Annotated in this window: 13 protein-coding genes; 2 read left to right on the forward strand and 11 right to left on the reverse strand. The window is 53.2% G+C overall.

What is annotated here, in order from left to right:
- Window position 1: 1 nt before the first annotated feature.
- The 8 genes from cyoC to FE783_RS28065 form a co-directional block, all read right to left on the reverse strand.
- A complete protein-coding gene (gene cyoC, locus FE783_RS28030) occupies window positions 2-637 on the reverse strand; it encodes a cytochrome o ubiquinol oxidase subunit III (RefSeq protein WP_138882690.1) in 636 nt (211 codons plus the stop codon).
- Window positions 637-2,604 (reverse strand): cbb3-type cytochrome c oxidase subunit I, encoded by a 1,968-nt coding sequence (locus FE783_RS28035; protein WP_138882691.1) that lies wholly within the window; start codon window positions 2,602-2,604, stop codon window positions 637-639. The genes cyoC and FE783_RS28035 overlap by 1 nt, the downstream gene beginning before the upstream one ends.
- Window positions 2,588-3,505: a ubiquinol oxidase subunit II gene (gene cyoA, locus FE783_RS28040; protein WP_420799777.1), complete on the reverse strand. Its 918-nt coding sequence runs from the start codon at window positions 3,503-3,505 to the stop codon at window positions 2,588-2,590. The genes FE783_RS28035 and cyoA overlap by 17 nt, the downstream gene beginning before the upstream one ends.
- A 327-nt stretch (window positions 3,506-3,832) precedes the next feature.
- Window positions 3,833-4,087 carry a hypothetical protein gene (locus tag FE783_RS28045; protein ID WP_138882693.1) on the reverse strand — a complete coding sequence of 85 codons (255 nt, stop codon included), beginning with the start codon at window positions 4,085-4,087 and terminating at the stop codon, window positions 3,833-3,835.
- Window positions 4,088-4,321: 234 nt separating this feature from the next.
- Complete coding sequence (locus FE783_RS28050) at window positions 4,322-4,789, reverse strand: zinc ribbon domain-containing protein (protein WP_138882694.1); 468 nt, start codon at window positions 4,787-4,789, stop codon at window positions 4,322-4,324.
- Window positions 4,790-5,014: 225 nt separating this feature from the next.
- Window positions 5,015-5,326, reverse strand: a complete 312-nt coding sequence (locus tag FE783_RS28055; protein WP_138882695.1) for a hypothetical protein — start codon at window positions 5,324-5,326, stop codon at window positions 5,015-5,017.
- A 30-nt stretch (window positions 5,327-5,356) separates the two neighbouring features.
- Window positions 5,357-7,057 (reverse strand): ATP-binding protein, encoded by a 1,701-nt coding sequence (locus FE783_RS28060; protein WP_138882696.1) that lies wholly within the window; start codon window positions 7,055-7,057, stop codon window positions 5,357-5,359.
- Between the two features lie 164 nt (window positions 7,058-7,221).
- A complete protein-coding gene (locus tag FE783_RS28065) occupies window positions 7,222-7,938 on the reverse strand; it encodes an NAD-dependent deacylase (protein WP_138882697.1) in 717 nt (238 codons plus the stop codon).
- A gap of 319 nt (window positions 7,939-8,257) precedes the next feature.
- Between FE783_RS28065 and yhbH the strand changes: the two genes are divergently transcribed.
- Window positions 8,258-9,403: a sporulation protein YhbH gene (gene yhbH / locus FE783_RS28070; protein WP_138882698.1), complete on the forward strand. Its 1,146-nt coding sequence runs from the start codon at window positions 8,258-8,260 to the stop codon at window positions 9,401-9,403.
- A gap of 8 nt (window positions 9,404-9,411) precedes the next feature.
- Window positions 9,412-10,839 (forward strand): SpoVR family protein, encoded by a 1,428-nt coding sequence (locus tag FE783_RS28075; protein WP_138882699.1) that lies wholly within the window; start codon window positions 9,412-9,414, stop codon window positions 10,837-10,839.
- A gap of 502 nt (window positions 10,840-11,341) precedes the next feature.
- Here the strand turns inward: FE783_RS28075 and FE783_RS28080 are convergent.
- The 3 genes from FE783_RS28080 to FE783_RS28090 form a co-directional block, all read right to left on the reverse strand.
- On the reverse strand, window positions 11,342-13,615 hold the full coding sequence (locus FE783_RS28080) for an ATP-dependent helicase (RefSeq protein WP_138882700.1): 2,274 nt from the start codon (window positions 13,613-13,615) through the stop codon (window positions 11,342-11,344).
- 125 nt (window positions 13,616-13,740) lie between these two features.
- Window positions 13,741-14,307, reverse strand: a complete 567-nt coding sequence (locus FE783_RS28085) for a Uma2 family endonuclease (protein WP_238403285.1) — start codon at window positions 14,305-14,307, stop codon at window positions 13,741-13,743.
- Window positions 14,308-14,402: 95 nt separating this feature from the next.
- Window positions 14,403-20,240: a DUF3320 domain-containing protein gene (locus FE783_RS28090; protein WP_138882702.1), complete on the reverse strand. Its 5,838-nt coding sequence runs from the start codon at window positions 20,238-20,240 to the stop codon at window positions 14,403-14,405.
- Window positions 20,241-20,369 lie beyond the last annotated feature (129 nt).

The following is a 20,369-nucleotide window of genomic DNA, read 5'->3' on the forward strand; positions in this document are numbered from 1 at the left end:
CTTACATCACCCCCATCAAATAAACGATCGTGAAGACGAAAATCCAGACGACGTCGAGAAAGTGCCAGTACAAGCTGATGACGTTCACCTTGCGCCGGGTTACCGGTGTAAGCCCGTGCTTGCGCAGCTGGATCATGATCGCGACCATCCATACGAGACCGACCGTTACGTGAAGACCGTGCGCCCCTACAAGGGTGAAAAATGCGGACAGGAACGCGCTTGTACCGATGGTTGCGCCCTCGTGAACGAGCTTCACGAACTCCATGACTTCGAGCGTAATGAATGACAATCCGAGCAGCGCCGTTACGGCCAGCCAGCCGATCAGACCTTTCCGGTCCCCCCGGTTCATCGCCAGCACCGCCAAACCGCTCGTGAACGAGCTGGTCAGCAGAATAAACGTCTCGGCGATAATGCCGGGCATTTCAAACAGCTCATGCGGCGTAGGTCCGCCGTTCGTATTGCCCATCAGCACGACATACGTGGCGAACAACGTGCCGAACAAAATACAGTCCGTAATCAGAAACAGCCAGAAGCCGAACATCCGAAGCGATTCCTGATCGTGGTGGCCGTCGTGATGACCGTGATCGTCCGCAGCCGAATGCGAATTCGTATGATTATGTCCCGCTGCATGTGCCATCAGACCGTCCCCCTCATCTCGGCTTCCGTCCGAATCACTTCTTCCGCCGGAATATAGTAATCGTTATTATAAGTAAACGAGTGTACGAGCATGCAAACCACTACGCCGATCATGCCCGGAATCGCCATCCACAGCCAGTTGAATACGAAGCCGAAGCCGGCGATAAACCAGAAGAACGATTTGATGAACGGAATGCCCGAATTGCCCGGCATATGAATCGGCTCGATAGGCGGAGTCGGCGTCGGCGGATGCCCTTGCTCCCTCCGGAGCTTCTCTTCCCACCACGAATCCCGCTCATGAACGACGGGTACCGTCGCGAAGTTGTACGCGGGAGCAGGCGAAGGAATCGACCATTCCAGCGTCCGGCCGCCCCAAGGATCGGCGGGAGCCTTCTGAATGAACTTCATGCTGTGCACGATTTGCCAAACTTGGAACAAGAACGCAAGACCCATCAGGAAGCCGCCGATCGTCGACACGAGGTTCAGCTCCCACCAGCCGCGATCCCAGCCGTATGCATTGATCCGACGCGTCATCCCCATCAGGCCGAGAGCGTACTGCGGCATGAAGCACACATAAAATCCGATGTTCCACAGCCAGAAGGCCCATTTGCCGAGATGCTCGTTCAGCATAAACCCGGTAACCTTCGGCCACCAGTAGTACAGCCCTGCGAAATAGCCGAACACGACGCCTCCGATCAGCACTTGATGGAAGTGAGCGATCAGGAAGTAGCTGTTATGGAACTGGAAATCGGCCGGCGCTACGGAGAGCAGCACGCCCGTCATCCCGCCTACGACGAAGCAAGGGATAAAGGCGATCGACCACATCATCGGCGTCTTGAAGGTGATTCGGCCGCGGAACATCGTGAACAGCCAGTTGAACACCTTCACGCCGGTCGGAATCGCGATAATCATCGTCGATACGGCGAAGAACGCGTTGACGTTAGCGCCGGAGCCCATCGTGAAGAAGTGATGCGCCCATGTGAAGAACGATACGACGCTGATGCTCATCAGAGCAAACACCATCGATTTGTAGCCGAACAAACGTTTCTTTGCAAAAGTAGCCGTAACCTCGGAAAAAATTCCGAATGCCGGCAATACTACAATATAAACCTCGGGGTGACCCCACATCCAGATCAGGTTAATATACATCATCGGGTTCCCGCCGCCGTCCAGCGTAAAGAAGTGAGCGCCCATAAACCGGTCCAGCCACAACAGGAACAACGTTACGGTCAAAATCGGGAAGGCGAGAATAATCGTCAAGCAGCTGGACAGCACCGACCACGAGAACATCGGCATTTTCATCAGCTTCATGCCGGGCGCGCGCATTTTCAGAATCGTCACGATGAAGTTGATCCCGGTCATCAAGCTGCCGATCCCGGATATTTGGATACCCCATATATAGAAGTTCTGCCCGACGCCGGGACTGTGCGACAGTTCCGATAGCGGCGGATACGCAAGCCACCCCGCATCCGGCGAACCGCCGATGACGAACGACAGGTTGAACAGCATCGCACCCCAGAAAAACAGCCAGAAGCTGAGCGAGTTCAGGAACGGGAATGCAACGTCGCGTGCGCCGATCTGCAGCGGTACGACAAGATTGAACAAGCCGAACATGAGCGGCATCGCCATAAATAAAATCATAATGACGCCGTGGGTCGTAAAAATCGCGTTATAGTGCTCTGGCGTCAAAAACTGATTGTCAGGGACGGCAAGCTGGGTCCGCATCAGAAGCGCGTCCATTCCGCCCCGGAACAACATCAGAAGGGATGCCAGAACGTACATGATGCTAATTCGTTTATGATCCACCGTCGTGAGCCATTCGCGCCACAGCCACGTCCATTTCTTGAAATAGGACAGCACGAACACGACGGAAATGAGCGTAAGCGCGATGGCGACGTCCGCGCCGTAGATGAGCGGGTCGCCGGTAACGAAAAATTCGGAAGCGAATGTTTTAATGCTGTCCCACATGGTCGTGCCCCCCTTCTTGTTTGGTTACGGTTTTCGATGCAGCGACTTCTTTGCCGTGCCCTTCGTGGCTTTTGTCCGTGAATGACGACGCTTGGCCTCCATGATTGTGGCCGGCCGAATATTTCGTGACCGTCTGCTCGAACAGCCCTATCGGGAACGAGGAGAAGCTTTGCACCTCGGAAACTCCGGGCATAGCCAGCTTCTTGTAGCCGTCTGCCGTCAAAGCCGGCTGCGTGCTCTTGATGCCGGATACCCACTTGTCGAACTGCTCCTGCGAGGTCGCTTCGGCCGTGAAGATCATGCTGGCGAAGTCTTTGCCGCTGAAGTTGGCCCCAGAGCCGAAATATTTCCCGGGTTCGTCCGCTTGCAGGTGCAGCGTCATCGCCATGCCCGACATCGTATAAATTTGCCCGCCGAGCTGCGGAATCCAGAACGAATTCATCGGAGCGTCCGAAGTCAGCAAGAACTTGACCGGAACGTCTTCGGGGAATTGAATGTAATTGACCGTTGCAATGCCTTGCTCGGGATAATAGAACAACCATTTCCAGTCCAGCGAGGTTACTTGGATCGTGATCGGCTTCTTGTCCGACGCAAGCGGCCTGGAAGGCTCCAGCATGTGCGTATACTTTATCGTAATCGCGGCAAGAGTAACGATGATCAGGATCGGGATCCCCCACCAGATCGTTTCCAGCTTCGTATTATGCTCCCATTCCGGCTTGTATTTCGCCTTGTTCGCTTTGTTGTCGCGGTACCGCCATACGATGACGAAGGTCATGATGAGCACCGGCACTACGACGATGAGGCAAAGCAGCGTCGACAGGAGAATCAAATCTTTCTGCTGTTCGCCGATCGGACCTTTCGGGTCCAACACAATCATGCTGTCCGTGCAGCCGGAAGCCATAACGGCCGTCGCTGCGAGCAGCAGTACGGAAATCAGGTGCCGTATGACTCGCGAATGTTTCATGTTCCCATCTCCTATAAGCTTTCGTTTGAAAGCCGTCGTCTTCTCTTGTCATTACCATAGCAGAAACAAACTGAAACTTCCGCACGATTACACACTTTTAACAAAGGCGTCAACGATCCGCCGCAATTCCGTAAAATAAAGTTCAACGTTTCGACAAGATGAATCGGATAAAGCGTTTTCCTTGTGCGGCATGCCCTTGCGCACAAAAAAAAGAGAAGCCGCGTCAGCTTCTCTTCTATCCAATCGCTTGTCACGGTTGACCCGTTACTCGCTTTGCTTCGCCTTATTATGATGAAACAGCCGGATAGCCGCTCCGATCATGTAGATTTGAACACTGCCGACCAGAAAGCCGATGCCGACCATCAGACCGAGATTCCGATCCGAGAAATCGCTTACCTCGAACAAGCAAGTCAATAATCCGATAGCCAAAGCGATCCAAGCCGCTACGGTCATGAATGAAGCGAGACGGTTGCCGTCCTTGACCGATTCCTGCTTCAACGCGAGTTGTTTAGTCGTCATGAGGAACACTCCCTGCGAATTTCATTGTTACGTATATTGTAACATATTTTTCGCAAAATGTTCACCGCTTTTTCATTTTTTGTTCAAATTCCCGACAAAAATGGGTGAAGGGGCTTCGGTTCACCTATTCGGCAATATGTAAAAAAGCGCCTGATCCTTCGTTGGAGTAAGGAAGCCCGTGGGCTCCTAACCGTTCTTCGGAAGGACAAGCGCCATGATATCGTGTGTATTTTACTATTGTGCAGAAGCTCCGCAGCTTCCGCAGAACTTATCCGAACTGTCCATTTCCGCGCCGCAGGAAGGACACGGCTTTACGGGAGCTTCAAGCGCTTCCGGCTCCGCTTCTTCTTTGATCTCGAATTGATGTCCGCATTTGGGGCAAAATTTGCTGTCCAAGGGGACTACATTGCCGCATGTACAATCTTTCTCATTCTTCACCACTTTAATCCGATGCTCCAGAACGGCGATTTCTTGCTGTAGGACGATCACATTGTTGGAGCACCGCTCGATCTCGGCTTCGGCAGACGATAAATCCTTGGCGACATAAGCTTCGAAAACGGCTTCCCCCATCTGATTGAAACACTTCTCGATTTCTTTTCTTTTGGATGAAATCTGCGTGCCGAGCCGCGTAATCTCCACGGTATCCTTGGCCTTGTCGGCTGCTTTGGATGCGCCTTCCTTCAACTTGTCAAAAAAACTCATACGATCCCTCCAAGATCCCCTTATTGTTCCGGACTTCAACACGCAAAAATAATGGCAATAATTATATAATAAACCATATTCGTGTTGTTGTTTGTCGAATTCTGTTGCCAAGTAAAATTAGGTATTATAGCTTACTTCGGAAAAACTCTAAACCCGCTTCCTCCATCAGGAAGCGGGTTCTTACTTATATTGCCGCGATAGGCTTGCGATAGGTTGAATTCTTCATCAGAATGGAAGCTCTATTTCTGCCATTGACGGCGATAGCTTCTGTTGAATCTTGACGGCGCTTCGCTTTACCGGAAGGGGTGACGAATTCGCCGCAGCGGACGGGCGTTTGTTCCCGAACTTTTCCGCATACAACTCCCAGACCCACTCGCGGACGGGCGCCTTCCACTTCTGGGAGGGGGACGGGATGTTCTTCGTTAGGCTCTTCGGCGTCATCCCGAGCTCCTTCGCCATCCGGATCTCTTCATCGCTTAGTCGGCATCGTTTTTTGGCATCCGCCCAGGCGGCTTCCTTGTCCAGCTTTTTGCTCATGGATGTCTATCCCCCTAAATAAATAAAAGACTACTCTTCCACCACAACCCACTCATCTTTTCCTGCAAAAATGATCAATGCTTTTCTAACATGCGATTTATCCGCCAAATCTCTGCTTATCGCATACCCGGCCAATTGCTTGATTCCTTCCGCTTTGACCATCTCTATATCGGAAGCATTCTGCTTCTTCAAATATTTCAGCTCTATGATCCATTCATACACAATGCCGGGAATCCGGGTATCCTTTTCCAAATAAATATCCATATATCCGTTCTCTGTTTCTCTCTCGCTATATGGCCGGTAAGCTCTGCTCTCTATCAGATAAGCGAACAAGAGAACTTTCAAATATTTCTCGTCAAAACGGTTCAAATCCCGATTGGATAAAGGCTTTATCACATGCTCGCCGACATAATCCACAAAAGGCTTGATCGTACCGTCAAAAGCCATTTGCTCAATCGTTTTACGCAATTGCTCCGTATTGGGTCGTATGTGCTGCTCCAGTCGAATACGTCTCTCCAAATACTCCCACAATACCGTTCGGATGACATAGTTCGGCACTTTCAAGACCAGCCGCATGCGCTCCTTCCGGTCAATCGTGAGCAATCCCATGTAGAACAGCAGGGAGACGAAATATTGCTCGTCATACATCAAATCAAAAGAAAACTTGGATACAATGTCAGCCGCAATTTCTTCGTTTTGAATAACATAATCCAATGTCTTTCTATTGCTTTCGCTGGAAATTAGACGCTGCAGACGGCCATAATCCGTCTTAACATTTTCGTCGATAAGCTGCTTCGGATATTTCCCTTCAAGCTCCCATTGCGTGAAGAAATATAAGATCATATCCGGGTTATACACCCGAGAAACGCCATCTTCGCTAAATAAATATCCGTTATAGTTTCGCCTGAGCTCGACCAAGCTTGTTTGTTGTTCTTGAATGCCGGCGGCGTCAATAACCGCTCGGACTTCCTGCTCCGTGAATCCGAGCATTTCATTGAACGACGCATTCATCGTTAAATTAGTAGCAATATTGAAACCACTGGTTAAATCATCCAACATAATCGGTGAAACTCCGGTCATCCAAATCCGATCGATTACATGCTCCGTACCGATTTTTACACTTTCGTAGAAATCTCTGACGAACCCCGCCGCGCGTACGATATCTTGATACAAGGGCGCATTGCCCATAGCAATGATATCATTGGCAAAATGGTCGTATTCATCGATAATTAAAAACAATTTTTTGCCGCACGATTTCACGGCCTCGAACAATAGCGACCAAAGTGAACGGAAATCATTTTTGCTTTCAATCTGGCCTTTATAAACTGCGGCATCTTCAATGATAAAGCTGTATGTGTTAAAAAAACTGGTCAACGTGTCCTTGAATGCTATCCGGAACGATTCTTCCAGCTTATCTCTGTTGTCCGTATTAAGTCCCGAGAAATTCAATTTTAGAATACAGTAGCTATTTCTTAGAGATGTCGGATGATTACCGATGTACAAGCCGGCGAATAATTTATCAAAACGTTCGGCATGCTCAAACCCATAGTAGTGCTCCAATGTCGACAAAAACAAACTTTTGCCGAACCGCCGCGGGCGTATGAGGAAGAGGTACTTGCCGCTGAAACTTTCCATCTTCTCGATGTATGGCGTTTTATCGATATATAAATAATTCTGCTCGCGTAAACTTTTGAAGTCGGATATTCCGTACGGCAGCTTCCTTTTCCCCATGAACTTCACCCGCTTCCTTCTCGATTCAATATGGTACCATTATAACCGATTGCGCCGGATCGAACCATTCCGTTAGGTCTTTCCGCATCCTTAGGGGCAAATATGAAAACGTGTGCATACCCCTTTTTGAGCCTTACAGCGCTGGTTACTTTCGCATCTCATATTCATTTCAATTCTTCGTCAGTCTTCCGCAATAGCTCGCCAATGGACATGTTCAAGACCAGATCCGCGTATGAATCAAACGGAGTCGGATCATGGTTGACGATAACCAATTTCGCACCGTTCGCCTTTGCTTGTTTGGGAAACTGATTAGCCGGGCTGACCCGTAACGAAGATCCGAGTACGATAAAAAGTTCGACATCTTCCATTAGTGCACCGGCAAATTGAAGTGATGCTCGCGGAAGCATTTCACCGAACAGCACGACATTAGGACGAATAAATCCGCCGCAGTTGCAAGCTGTCAGTGCGTGAGGCTCCAAATACATCCGAGACTCATATTGCTTATTACATTTCATGCAGCGCAATGTACCGAGATCTCCATGAAGCTTCGCAATGCTGCTCGTGCCCGCTTGTTCATGATAATTCTCGACATTCTGCGTAATGACCCCTTTGATAAGCCCTCGTCTTTCCCAGCTTGCGAGAATGCGGTGTCCATCATTGGGCTGATGGGAATTCATCTCTTGAATACGCCACTGATAAAACCTCACAAACTCCGAACGATTCGAATCAATAGCTTCAATATCTGCGAGTTCAATCGGGTTGCGATGATTCCACATCCCCCGGTCCGCCGATCGAAAATCTTGAAGACCGCTCTCGGTCGACATTCCCGCGCCGGAAAAAATGACCGCAGCCTGTGATTCCATAAGCAGCTTTGCCAGCAAAAGGCTCACCTCAACTATATTGAATTCAAGGATTGTATGGCCATTATACTAAATTTTGGGAGATAAGGATTTGTCCAAACAAGCAAATTCCCATTCAAGTGTTTTTTCATGCCGGTTATCCGGGTTCCGCCCTATAGTCCGGCCCTTTTCGCGGCCGCCGGTTCCCCCCTTGCCAAAAATCGTTCCTCGTCCCATTCACATATCCCTTGCCCGCTTGAATATATTTGATAACAAGCTCTTTTTCCCATTGTCCGTTATCCCTAGGGCGTCCGTACGCGGGACGCGCGGGCTTCAAACACCATACAGGAGGTGCCGCATCATGACAGAGCCGCTGTTTATCGTATCCCGGGAAGACTGGTCCCTTCACCGCAAAGGATATCAGGATCAGACCCGCCACCAGCAAAAGGTGCGCGAAGCGATCAAGCAAAACTTGCCCGACCTCGTCACCGAAGAAAACATCGTCACGTCCCACAACAAGCAAATTATTAAGGTTCCGATCCGCAGTCTCGACGAATACCGGTTCCGCTTCAATCATAATAAAAGCAAACACGTCGGACAGGGCGACGGGGATAGTCAGGTAGGCGACGTGCTCGGCGTCGATCCGTCCGCGGCGAATCCGGGCAAAGGCGAGGGGGCCGGAGAGCAGCCCGGCGAAGATTACTTCGAAGCCGAGGTCAGCATGGAAGAGCTGCAGACGATGCTGTTCGAGGAGCTCGAGCTGCCTTATATGGAGCAGAAGCAGAAAGAGAACCTGGAAGTTCAGGAAATCCAGTTCAACGATATCCGCAAGAAAGGGATCATGTCCAATATCGACAAGAAGCGGACCATTCTCGAGAATTTGCGCCGCAACGCCAATTCCGGCACGCCGGGCATTCACCACATCTCCCCCGACGATTTGCGGTTCAAAACTTGGGATGAAGTCGTCGTTCCCCATTCGAACGCGCTCATCCTCGCTATGATGGACACGTCGGGCTCGATGGGCAGCTTCGAGAAATTTATCGCCAGAAGCTTCTTCTTCTGGATGACCCGTTTCCTGCGCACGAAATACGAGAAGGTCGAGATCGTCTTCATCGCCCATCATACGGAGGCGAAGGAAGTTACCGAGGAAGAATTTTTCACCAAAGGAGAGAGCGGGGGGACGATCTGCTCTTCGGCCTACCAGAAAGCGCTCGATATTATAGACCGCCGCTATCCTTCGTCCCACTACAACATCTACCCGTTCCATTTCTCCGACGGCGACAACTTGACCTCCGACAACGAGCGGTGCGTCAAGCTGATCGAGAAGCTGCTGGAGCGGTGCAATATGTTCGGCTACGGCGAAGTGAACCAATACAACCGGAGCAGCACGCTCATGTCCGCCTACCGCCACATTCAATACCCCCGGTTCCAGCATTGCGTCATCCGCGAGAAAGGCGAAGTGTACAAGGCGCTGAAAACATTTTTCACAAAACCGAAGGAAGGGTGAGGCGAGCGATGCATCCGGATGAAATCAAACAATTGGAGCGGGCAATCGACGAGATTACGGAAATTGCACAAGGATTCGGCCTGGATTTCTACCCGATGCGGTACGAAATTTGCCCCGCCGACATCATCTATACGTTCGGAGCTTACGGCATGCCGACCCGGTTCAGCCATTGGAGCTTCGGCAAAACGTTTCATCGTATGAAAATGCAGTACGATTTCGGCTTAAGCAAAATATACGAGCTCGTCATCAACTCGAATCCGTGCTACGCCTTCCTGCTCGACGGCAACTCGCTCATCCAGAACAAGCTGATCGTAGCGCACGTGCTCGCCCACTGCGATTTCTTCAAAAACAATGCCCGCTTCTCCAAGACGAACCGCAATATGGTCGAGAGCATGTCGGCAACGGCGGAGCGGGTCCGCCATTATGAGCTGATCCACGGCACGGAAGCGGTGGAGACGTTCCTGGACGCGGTGCTGGCCATTCAGGAGCACGTAGATCCGACGCTCGTCAAGCCGTATTACGGGGATAAGGATAAGAACGAAGCCGAAGCCAAAAACAAGGCGAAGGCGGCCCAGGCCGGCAAAACCGGCTACGAGGATTTGTGGGAGCTGGATACAGACAGGAGCGACAAGCCGGCCGAAGAAACGACGAAGAAGTTTCCGCCCCGTCCGGAGAAAGATCTGCTCTATTTCCTGGAGATGCATTCCCCGATTCTCGAAGATTGGCAGCGCGATATTATGACGATGCTCCGCGACGAGATGCTGTACTTCTGGCCGCAGATGGAAACGAAGATCATGAACGAGGGCTGGGCCTCGTACTGGCATCAGCGCATCGTGCGGGAGCTCGATCTGACGAGCGAGGAAACGATCGAATACGCCAAGCTGAACAGCGGGGTCGTCCAGCCGTCGCGGCACAGTCTGAACCCGTATTACCTCGGCTTGAAAATTTTCGAGGACATCGAGAAGCGCTGGGACAAACCGTCCGAAGAAGACCGGCGTCGGTTCGGCCGTCAGCCGGGACGAGGCAGAGAGAAAATGTTCGAAGTGCGCGAATTCGACTCCGACACGTCGTTCGTCCGCAACTATTTGACCAAGGAGCTCGTCGACGATCTGGACTTGTACATTTTCGAGAAGAAGGGTCCCGAGTGGAAAATTACCGAAAAAGCGTGGGAGTCCGTACGCGACCAACTCGTCTATTCCCGCATCAACGGCGGCTTCCCGGTGCTGCACGTTCTGGACGGCAACCATACGAACAACGGCGAGCTGTACTTGAAGCACTCGTTCGAGGGCATCGAGCTGGACATCAAATACTTGGAGAAGACGATCCCTTACGTGCATAAGCTATGGGGCCGGACGGTCCACCTCGAGACCGTTATCGAGGAGAAAAGCGTGCTGTTCACGTTCGACGGCAAGAAGCAGCATCGGAAGTTTATGTGAGGGATTGGCTGTTGGGAAAACCCAAAATCAGTGGTTCCTAATGATTGAACACCCTGTTGTCGATCCGATTTACATGTTGCATGTATATATCTCCCATGATAACATAAAGATAGAAAACAGGAGCCGGTTGCCGCCGACTCCCTGTACAACATTTGGGCAGGGTACCTCCCGAGTAAATGAATGTTTCCGAGAAATAACCCGCACCGTTGGCGCTAACCTGGGCGGGTTATTTTCGTTTTAAGTAAGTGAGAAGCGCCAGAAGAAACATTCCGAGCATAATCACATCTTGCAGCGAAAAGTTCATGTGCATTCCCCCTTTCCGGAGGAATGCCACCGCCCAAGCTCAGTTGTACGTTCCATATTATACCATAAAACTCTTTTTCTGCGGGCAAGTTTTATAATAAGGAAAGTAAAAGCCTCCGATCACCGAAAGCGGCATTCGCCCCGATGATGGAGGCTTCATCTGTTTTCGTCAGTGGACCAGGCCTTGCCGTCGCCCCGCCTACACCGGCGTCAGCAGTCCCATTTTCAGGCAAGTCGTCACCAGCAGCTTCTTGACTCCGGCTTCAAAACGAATATGGATCGTTTTCTCATCGAGATGAACGACCTCGCCTTGACCGAACTTCAGATGATGGGCGGACCCGGTCTCCCGGATTCGGGTCAGCAGCAGCCTTTCCTCGGAGTTCAGCTCCTCTTTGTCCGCCTTGGCCTTAACCTTCTTGACCCGCTTCGCTCCGGAAGCGTCAGGAGGCTTGCGCGCATCACCGTCGGTGGCCCCGGTCTCCTTGGAGCCGGAAGGAGCCGGCCGCGGTCCCGACTGCAGGCTGCGGACATGCGTCACGAAGCGCGATTCCTTCGTCTGCCCGCCGTCCCGCATCCGGTACGTCAGCAGCTCCAGGTGCGATTTCGCCCGGGTCATGCCGACGTAGAATAGACGCACCGCCTCCTCCATGGACGCGATGTCCCCGCTTTCGAATTTTTTGGCGTCGTCGTTTGAAGGAAGAATGCCCTCGATCAAATCGACCATATAGACCCGCTCGAACTCCAGCCCCTTGGCACTATGCAGCGTGGACAGCGTGACCGCATTTCCGTTCCGGTTCCGCTTGGACTCGCGCATCGACGCTTCCAAATCTTTCAGTCTCGCGGCGAACTGCTCCAGCGTATCCAGCCCTTCGGCGATTTCCTCGAGCGTATTGACGATGCCGATCAAATATTCTTTGCGGAAGCCGAGCCGCTCGCAAAGCTTCTCCAGCGCTTTCTCGTACCCCAGTCTACCGCGTATGTCGCGTATCGCTTGCAGCGGCGGCATCCCCTTCAGCCTGCGGAACGCTTCCTTCGCCTCGGTCAGCAGCTTCTTCTGATACTCCTGCGGTTCGGCGTAACGGAGCAAATTGTCGAACACCGACTCGTTGTTGGCGAGCTCCTTAACCTTCGCTATTTGCTGCTTCGTCACGTACCCGATGCACTTCGTATGGATGCTCTCGAAAAGTTCAACCCGTTTGTCCGTATAAGCCATCCTCATGAAATTCAGCACGTCCTCGACGACCCAATGCGAGAAAAAGCGATTGTCGCCGTCCTTCATATAGAACGGAATGCCGATACGGTCGAAGACGTTCATCAGCGAGATCGAGGACGCATTGTTCCGGTACAGCACCGCTACTTCGCGCAGCTGTTCGATACCGGCTATTTTCTCGGCTATATATTTGGCTTGAAATCTGTAATCGGACAAGCTTTTCAGCACAATCGGCTTATCGGGCCTATTGGCGGTAAACATGGTTTTGTCGTAACGGTTTTCGTTGCGCTTGATAAACCTGTTCGCGATATCGACAATATTTCGCGAAGAACGATAGTTCTGAGTCATTTTCAAAATAGCGGCAAAAGGATAATACCGCTTGAAATCGAGCAAATATTGCGGTTCCGCCGCCCGCCAGCCATAAATGCTTTGATCGTCGTCGGCGACTACGCATAGGTTGCCGTGGGCGCGCACCAGCTTCTCGATAATGGCATGCTGGACGAGCGAAGTATCCTGGCTTTCGTCCGTCAGCACATAGTCGTACCTGCGCTGATAGCTCGTCAGCAGCTCGCGGTCCCGCTCCATCGCCTCGTTGCCAATGACAAGCATGTCGTCGTAATCGACCAGCAGCTTGTCCGAGCCCGTTCGCTTGAACGTCTCGTATTCGTGCAGGATGCGTTCGGCTTCCGGCACGTCACATTTAACCTGCGACCACTGCTGCGGTGGAATAAGCTTGTTTTTGATATAGCTGATATAGGTGGTCAGCTCGTCCAGCTGGTCGTCGGTAATGGGAGAGCCGGCCATCCGGTAATACAGCTCCCGCAGAATCAGCTTTTTGTGCAGCGGCAGCTTGTTCGGCTCGCCCCCTTCGACTTCGCCCAGTGCGATATCCCCTTCGATCAAACGGTACGCCGTTCTTCTCTTGCGGAAATAATCGCGCATGATTTCATACGCCATGCTGTGGATCGTCGAGAAGGCGACGCAATCATCCGGATAGCCGGGGAAAAACCGCTTGAACCTCTCCTTCATATCGTTCGCGGACGCCCGGCTGAACGTGATTGCCTTCACCCTCGCGGGAGACACGCCCTTCACCTCGATCAAATAGCCGATCCGCATAATGATCGTCGTCGTCTTGCCCGACCCGGGTGAGGCAAGGAGCAGCAGCGCGCCGTTCGTGCGCAGCACCGCCTGCTTCTGGACGGCGTTCAGCGTGACGCCGGCTTCCTCTTGTTTTCGGACAAAAAAAGCATCCTCCACTCCCATGGCCATTCCCTTCCATCTATTGCTGTGCTATATCCTAAATTGTAGCATAGAAACAAATCCCCTCTCCAGTATGGACGCGGAGAAGGGATGGTACGCGAGGTCATCTCGCCGTTTTTTTGTTCCAATTATTCCAGGCTAAATAATTTGTTCATGGGTACCTGCAAATCTTTAAATACGACGGAGTGGATCGTCTCCTGTTCCGTGTACAAATGACGTATCGCATAACTACCATCCTGCAGCGCATACACATGGACCGTTTGGTTCCCGGGATCGACAATCCAATATTCCAGCACCCCATGCTTCTGATATAAGTTGAACTTTTCATTAAAGTCCTTCAATGCGCTGGATGGTGACAGCACTTCAATAATTACTGCCGGCGCACCGTGACAGCCGTTCTTCGATATTTGGTCCTTCGAGCAAACCATCGAGAGATCGGGCTGTGTAACGTGGTCGGGCGACTCGTAATCTTCACTCTCGCTAAAAAACACATCAAATGGAGCTACGAACACATAGCAACTCCGATTTTGAAAAAATGTCCGCAAAGCGAAATGAAGCTCTCCAACAATAAATTGATGCAGTGGGGTCGGAGCCGGCGACATATTATACGCTTTGCCGTTAATTAATTCCCAAGATCCGTCCCAGGTTAGCCAATCTTGATAAGTGTGGACTTTCTTTTCATCCGGATTTGACACGATGTTCGACCTCCTTCTGATTGATTTTTGTGCGATATTTACCAATTGTATCATGACCTACTGGTTAAATGCCAACCGGATAGGCCGAATGATGACTATCCCCGATATACCAATCTTCCCGATCCATCAATAGTCGCGAAGCCTCGCTTTACAGCCACGGCGATTCCATTCTTGACCGCCTTTTCAAGAGCTGGACCGGAGCGGGCGTAGCCAAGCAAACGTACCGTTTGCTTAACCAAGTCGTCCTCCGGCAGGCTGATCTGCGAGGCAAGCGCGGCGCGAACCGCGCCCGCGATCTCCTCCGGCGGGAGATCCTCGGCAGCCCGCCGCTGCGAATCATCTTCGGCGACGCGGAATAGCGCATATTGTTCGGGCTCAATCCCGGCCGGCCAAAAAAACTCGACCCCGTCCCGCTCTACGGAACGAACTTGCATTCTTGACATCAGCTCGACCAAATGACGTTCAAGCCTGGCGCCCAGCCGCGAAATCCCCCACGCCTGAAGCACGCGTCTGGCAAGAAGTCCGCGGCTGATTGGCCCTTCTTCCTCGATAGTCTTCAAGATCTGATCGCAGATCAGTCGGGCATATTCCGGCGAATAAAACGAATCCGTCCCCGCAGTCACACTTGCGAGCACACACGGCCGATATCGCTTCGCACCTTCCGGCAAGCCGGCAGTCGGCACGTCCGTCGTCATTGCGGGCACGTCTACGTCAGCCGTTTCCTCCACGGACGCTTCTTCCCCTTTTTCCGCTTCGCCCCCTGCGCTGCGCTCCATTGCCGATACGATTTTACGGATTTCCGTGCCGCGATTATCCCACCAATCCGGCGTCCAAAGCCGGTGAATGCGCCAGCCAAGCTGATTCAAAACCTGGAGGCGCAATATATCACGGTCGCGGGCCGTCTTCGCATCCCTATACATAGGCCCGTCCAGCACGATACCGAGAGCGTAGGCTCCCGACTTTGCCGGATCCCGGAGCGCGACGTCGATCCGGAAGCCCGACGTCCCGACATGAAGATCGGCCGCATAGCCGAGACGTTCAAGCTCCGCTATCAGGCTGCGATGGATGTCGCTATCCCCGGTGCGGATTCCTGCAATTTCGCTTGTCGGCAGGGCCCTTTTGCCTTTTTCCGCGTAGCTCAGGAATGCCTTTAATCCGATGACGCCTTGGGCGCTTATCCTACCGGCGCTTAAGTGGCGCTCATGAAGTGTGGAGAATACATGCATTTCCTGACGTGCGCGAGATACGGCCACATTCAACCGACGCCAGCCTCCTTGTCGGTTGAGCGGTCCGAAATTTAGGCTTATTTTGCCGGAAGGATCGGGACCGTACCCGACCGAAAATAAGATGACATCCCGCTCGTCGCCCTGCACGTTCTCCAAATTTTTAATAAATATGGGCTCCGGCATATTTGCAGCCAGCAGCTCCAAGTCCTGATCCCGTTTCAGCGCCTCGTCAAGCAAATCTTCGATCAGCGATTGCTGAATCGAACTGAAGGTCACAACGCCAATACTTGTCCGACACAGATTTTTATCCTTCAGACGGCGCACAATTTCCGCGACGACGGCTTCGCCCTCCGCCCGGTTTTGTTTCGAGCGGCCCCTGTCGTACGTTCCCTCCACCGGATGCCATTTGACGCTGGAAACAGGCTCGTCCGGCGACGGAAACGTCATCAACCTGTTGTCATAATATTGCGCGTTGCTGAAAGCGATCAAGCTTTCATGGCGGCTGCGGTAATGCCACGACAAATACCGCTGCGGCATGGCGATAGCCAAACAGTCGTCCAATATGCTCTCCAGATCCTCGATTACGTCTTGATCCTCCTCCGCCTCCCCGCTCATTTTGGAAAAAAAGCTCGTCGGCGGCAACTGCTTCGGATCGCCCACGATTACCGACTGATGTCCTCTGGCAAGAGCGCCTACGGCCTGAGCGGTAGGAACCTGCGAAGCTTCGTCGAAAATAACAAGGTCGAACTTCGGACCGGCCGGGTCCAAATATTGCGCTACGGAAATCGGACTCATCAGCATGCAAGGAGTCAGTCTCGGCAGCAAATTCGGTATTTGCTCGAAAAGCTTCCGAATCGAGAGCGAACGCCCGCCGCTGCGAACCGCCCGCTGCAAGATGCCCGCTTCCGAGCTTTGGACTGCTTCCTGCGACATTTGCGGTACTCTGGCAGCGAGCCGGGCGACAATTTCTTTTCGCGTAAGTTCCGTATACTTGCGGTCCGTCTCGGTAAACTGCCGGATCGTCTCCTCGAACAAGCTGCCTGAAAACGAGCTGAGGCGAGTATCCTTCGAGATGATGCAATCGGCGCACGACTTGTACAATCCCCGCTCGAAGGCCGGCACCAGCTGTTCGTGCGAAAGCAAGCCTTGCTCGTAAGGGGCGACTAGCGGGAGCAAGCCCGCTGCGACTGCCTCGTCACGCACTTTTCGCCAAGCGCACCAGCTCCGCAAAGAGTCCAGATTCGTTTCCAAAAGGACCGCCTTCGTTCTCATGAACGCAAAGCGGTCGCTTTCCCTGGATGCCACAGTCATTTGCTCAGAAGAAATCCGGAGTAGCCTATGCAGCTCGGACTCATCCTTTTTCATATCGCCGTATTGCTCTACAGCCGCCTTCCAGGCTCCGTTTTGCTTCATCACCCCGGTCGTGCCGCCACGCACAAGCTCGCCGAGCCGCTTGCGCACGGACGACGACGCCTCCGCGAACAAGGAAGCAAGCAGCTCCTGCAGCTCCAGCGCCCAGCCGCACGAGGCGACGATCTCGTCCCACCGGCCTTCACCATCGCACCATAATTCGGGGCCGAGCCACGAACCCGCCGACTTCCCGGCTTCGGCCAGCCTTCGCTCTTCCTCCTGCCAAAGACGGATATTCTCCAAGTGCGACTTGACCTCGTGTTTCGCAATCGTTCGACCGGATACGGTCAACGTTCCGAGTAATTTGACGATCCGGTTTTGGCCCATCCATTTCGACAAAAACCATTGCAGCTCCGTCTTGGTCCATTCCGATTGGACGAGCGCGGCATCGAAGCGAAGCACGTCCGGAACAAAAGTGGCGCTTACTTTGTCGCGGATGCGATCTCTCGCTTTCCCTACCTCGGAAACGGCTTTCAGTGCGGCGACCGCCCCTCCTATATCTTCCGAGCAGAACAGATCTCCCTTCAGATCGGGCATATGCCGCAGCATGTCGCACAATCGAACAAACCGGTCACACTGCTCATTCGTGTAAGCAAGCGAATCGACGCCAAGCTCGACTGCCGCTTTTCTTAGCGCCGCTTCGCCGGCGTCCAGCTTCGGGACGTATCGACCAAGCAGCGCCTCGACCTCGGCTTTCAACGTTTGCGAGTAGGCCGTACAGCCCACATCTTTCCACGGATGATCGAACGGAATGCCAATATCAGCGGACGCGACTCGCATTTGTGACGCCAAATCGCGCCAAACGGTTACTTGATCCGGCGTCAACCGTTCGACAGATGCTGGTTCGAACCGGACGACATCCGCTCCCTTGCCCGTTCGTTCATAGCCGGATATCGCTTCGAACAACGAGAATCCGAATGGATGCTTGTCGTGCAGCACGTTAACGTACTCGTTCAATTCGCCGCGCATCCGGGACAACCTATGCGCCTGCGCTTCCCATTCTTCCGGCTTTCGGACTCGTCCCGCTTCCGCTGCCGCGTTCAGTTGGTCAAGCACGGCCCTCTTCGTGCTTTTGTTCGAGTGCAACTCCAAACAAAACGGATCGAGACCGATTTGGGCCAGCCGGTTTTGCACGACCGTAAGAGCTGCCATTTTCTCTGCGACGAACAGAACCCGTTTCCCGTTTGCCAGCGCGCTGGCGATCATGTTCGTAATCGTCTGCGACTTCCCGGTTCCCGGAGGACCGTGCAGAACAAAGCTTTGTCCGCCGGCTGCGGCCCGAATCGCCGATAGCTGGGACGAATCGGCGCTGATCGGCACCGGCGGCCGGCTCGGGTGCTCTTCGTCAAGCCGCCCTTCTTCCTCCTTGTCCAACTGTTGTTGCGGCATCTTCAGCCGGCCTGCCATCAGGCTCGCCACCACGCCGTTCTCCGCAAGTTGGTCGGCGCGAGTGCGAATATCGTTCCACATGACGAACTGACCGAACGAAAACAAGCCGATATACGCCGTTTCCTCCACATCCCATCGCGTCATCTGCATAAGCGCATGACGGAATGTTGTGAAAATTTGCTTCAAATCGATTCCGTTGTCATCTTTCGGTAGCGGATCGAGCCCGCCGATGCCGATCCCGTAATCTTGCCGCAGCATTTCAAGAAGCGTTACGTTGATTTGCGGCTCCTCGTCGCGCATGCGGATGACGTATCCGATTCGCGATGACTTTCTTATAATTTCGATGGGGACAAGCACGACCGGGGCGTATCGCGGCATTTCGCTTACGGCGGATTCGTACCATTTCAGCAAGCCTAGCGCCAAATACAGCGTGTTGGCGCCATTTTCCTCCAGCGACAGACGGGCGCTCCGATACAGGTGAACGAGCCTTCTGTCCAGCTCCTGCGGAGGCAAATCGGCTCTAATCCGTTTTCGTTCGAATTCTTCCCGTAGCAGGGCGGCAAGCGGATGAGCGGCATCAATCGATTGGTACAAATTTGCGTTTCTCCCGTCCTCCTGCCAGTCGCCGGGCTTCGCCAGCACTTGAAACTCTTCGCGTCCGGCCAGCGCGTCCTCCAATTGTCCGAGATGGATCGCCATCAGAGGAACGCTCGACTTCGACAGCCGGAAGTTAAGCAAGGCGTTGCGCAGCGACAAGTCCAGCAGCCTGCGCTCCCACAGCTTCTGCCGGGTCATCGGAAGCGAATCCACCTCGACCGGACGCCGAACGACATCCAAAAGTTCAGGGGCAATCGCTACTTCCGCCGCGGTTCGCGCGGGCGGCGCTATTTCCCAGCCATGAGTCGTCGCCACGCGCAGAGGCAGCGGACGAATCGCGCCGGAACGCGCCCGGCGAACATCAATGAGGCAGTCGAACTTGGCGGGATCGTTCAAATGCGAGGCCGCCATCTTGACCGCATCCTCGAACGAGACCGCCGGTCCTTCGACGAAAGCGGTAGACTCCATCACGCATATTTCGTGAATGCCCGGGGCAATTCGCTTCGTAAGCAGCGACATATCGTCCTGCACGCTTTCGGAGAACGTTTCTTCTACAAGCCATACGCCGACGAACGCATGCTTTTCTATGAACACGAGCAACGGATGCAGCCCGACGGCTTCCAGACAGGCGGCATAAAGCAACGACAAATCGAGGCAATTGCCCATACGCTGGGCAAATACCGTTTCCGGAAGACGGACGCGCTGCCCGATCTGCTCGAAACTGGGCGGCGCGACGCAATAAGCGATATTTTGGCTTTGCAAAGCGGCATAGAGAGCCGCAGCTTGCATTTTCACCCGATTCGGGTCGTTGCTTTGGTAAGCGGTAAACGACGGGGTGCCGCTCCACTTGCCAAGAACATCGGCGGCTTCCCGAACGACCCGTGCCACTTCCGGGTGGTTGGGCGTTACGAATGCGGCGGCCATTTCCGGCAGAACGGCGAGCCCGCTCCATTCGTCGAAGGCAAGTATGGCGATGGGGACGTTCGTTTCATAGATCGGCGTTTGTCCTTGAAGAACGGACAATTTGAGTGTACCCGCCATTCGTTCGGACAGGCCACCCAAATAAGCAGCCGAAAGCTGCAAAGGGACGACGCCCAGGTCGACCGATCGGCCTGCCGGCAGCAAATCGTACGTCTTGCTCCAATCGTAGGCGAATTGCGGCTCCGTCGAGAGAACCACGGTAGCCCCGGCAATATCGTCCTCCATCTTGTTCGCGAGAATCAGTTGCTTTATAACGGGTACGTGATTTTGCTGCATCGCATAGTTGACGGTTTCGCTATACGCCCACTCGATCCCGATCCGCTCGTTCACGACAATAACTCCTCCTGTTTGGTCGATATCCCAAATTATGTATACCTATATGATAGCACTTTCTCCGCATCGTTGCGCGTTTTTTCGACCAAATCGGCAAAAAGCCGCCGTCAATCGACGGCGGCGGGG

The organism is Paenibacillus mesophilus (assembly GCF_005938385.1).
In the GTDB taxonomy this organism is placed as follows: domain Bacteria; phylum Bacillota; class Bacilli; order Paenibacillales; family NBRC-103111; genus Paenibacillus_AB; species Paenibacillus_AB mesophilus.

Coding starts and splice junctions, on each gene's coding strand:
- cyoC (WP_138882690.1), bottom strand. CDS start 637: ATGGCACATGCAGCGGGACATAATCATACGAATTCGCATTCGGCTGCG.
- FE783_RS28035 (WP_138882691.1), bottom strand. CDS start 2,604: ATGTGGGACAGCATTAAAACATTCGCTTCCGAATTTTTCGTTACCGGC.
- cyoA (WP_420799777.1), bottom strand. CDS start 3,505: ATGGCTTCCGGCTGCACGGACAGCATGATTGTGTTGGACCCGAAAGGT.
- FE783_RS28045 (WP_138882693.1), bottom strand. CDS start 4,087: ATGACGACTAAACAACTCGCGTTGAAGCAGGAATCGGTCAAGGACGGC.
- FE783_RS28050 (WP_138882694.1), bottom strand. CDS start 4,789: ATGAGTTTTTTTGACAAGTTGAAGGAAGGCGCATCCAAAGCAGCCGAC.
- FE783_RS28055 (WP_138882695.1), bottom strand. CDS start 5,326: ATGAGCAAAAAGCTGGACAAGGAAGCCGCCTGGGCGGATGCCAAAAAA.
- FE783_RS28060 (WP_138882696.1), bottom strand. CDS start 7,057: ATGGGGAAAAGGAAGCTGCCGTACGGAATATCCGACTTCAAAAGTTTA.
- yhbH (WP_138882698.1), top strand. CDS start 8,258: ATGACAGAGCCGCTGTTTATCGTATCCCGGGAAGACTGGTCCCTTCAC.
- FE783_RS28075 (WP_138882699.1), top strand. CDS start 9,412: ATGCATCCGGATGAAATCAAACAATTGGAGCGGGCAATCGACGAGATT.
- FE783_RS28080 (WP_138882700.1), bottom strand. CDS start 13,615: ATGGGAGTGGAGGATGCTTTTTTTGTCCGAAAACAAGAGGAAGCCGGC.